Raw genomic sequence first — 1,647 nt, forward strand, 5'->3', positions numbered from 1 at the left:
GGTAAGGTAATTGAAGAAGAGGCCTGCGTAAAATTTTGCCCGGACGTAGAGGTAAATGTTGGAGCTACTGGTGCAAATCCCAAAAAGCTGTAGATCCAGTTTGTTCTGTTGGGATTCGACATTACCCTTATAGGCACTGACGTGAATTCTGTTCTGTTATAAATATTATTTTCAGGAATAGTAAGAAATATATCCTGAGCTTTCATGATTGATGTTCCGAAGCACAGCGTTAAAATTCCTGTTAAAAAAAACCTCATCGTTTTCATACCTCTAAATTTAAAACTTTTTCACCTTAATGGTTGTGTCTTTCTTTTTGTATTCAAAAATAACATTTGCTGAGTAACCTTCTTTCGTCACCTGAATGGTTTGCCTTGGTTGTGTATAGCTGTACCTGTCATTTTCAATATAGATTTCATATTTTCCATCTTTCAGGAAAAATTCAAATTCATTTTTCTGGTTGACCAGAGCTGTATAGATCACTCCATCTTCACCTTTTGCATACACAGCTATACCGGTTACATCAGTATCCAAAACATCGTAAGCCTGTTTGATCTCGGTCAATTTTCCACTTACCCTGATGTTTTTTACGAGGCCTACCTTGCGGTTGATATTTTTACTGACCATAATTACAGGATCCATCATTAATCTGGCACCAGCATTTTCGTTCACTTTCAAAGTATAAATACCTTCGGGTACATTTTGAAAAACCACTTTTCCGTTTTTATCTGTCATTGCGATATAATCGTCCAGTTTGACAATCTCATCAGCAAATAACTTTTCGCCTGAATCCGGAAGTCCGTTGAAATTTTTGTCTTCAAAGAACTGGAACGTCACTTTATGATTTCCAAGTGCGGTGGCCGGTGCAAAATATTTTTTAATACCCACTCTGAACTGGTAATAACTGCCACTGGTTGAATATTCAGCTATTGATTTATAACCTGACAGATTAAAATAACCTGTGCCCGACCACGAAGGTGAAATCCTGTATTCAAGATTTCCGGTGATATTGGTATTTAAATTTTTATAAAGCTCCGAATAAAAAGCTCCGGCTGAAAAAGATCCGGTCAAATTATTACCCAGCGTATGGAAGTTATACGATGCGTATACATTGTAGTTGGCAAAATTGCGGTCTGTATTATAGAAGGAATTTAAATCAAACACATTCGTTGCGTTCCATTGGGCTGTTCCGTTTAGAGAGAACGATTTATACCTGTACGACAGAGTTGTTCGTAAACTGTTAAACCAGTCTGACTGATTGTCTGCATTTGAATAGGAATATTCCGCAGTAAGGTTTATTGAATGGTTACCCAGTGTTGTACTGATGTTGGTTTCAAGTCTGTAAGAAAAAAGTTCGTGCGATGTATAGAAACTAGCTGTTTTTTGCTTTTCAATCTTTGGAGAAACGAGGAAATTCCAATTTTTCCCAATAAACTGATAACCTGTTGCCAACGATTCGGTACTGTTAAAATAATAGCGCAAATTAGTACTGATCTCAGGTTGATAAGGCGCATTCTGCAAACTCAGAAAACCGGGGTCTACCTGCGAGTTTTGGTATTGTATAAATGCACGCTTAGAATCAGAAAATTGTCTGCCGATTCTTTGGTTTGAGAAAAAAGATCCTCTTTTGATCCCTGCATAACTTTTAGT

At 37.2% G+C, this 1,647-nt stretch carries 2 pseudogenes; both read right to left on the minus strand.

What is annotated here, in order from left to right:
- Positions 1 to 257, minus strand: a pseudogene (locus tag IC610_RS19905) (hypothetical protein); the annotation flags it as partial.
- A 19-nt stretch (positions 258 to 276) separates the two neighbouring features.
- Positions 277 to 1,647: pseudogene (locus IC610_RS19910) on the minus strand (hypothetical protein); the annotation flags it as partial.

The sequence above is a fragment of the Chryseobacterium caseinilyticum genome, from assembly GCF_014837145.1.
In the GTDB taxonomy this organism is placed as follows: domain Bacteria; phylum Bacteroidota; class Bacteroidia; order Flavobacteriales; family Weeksellaceae; genus Chryseobacterium; species Chryseobacterium caseinilyticum.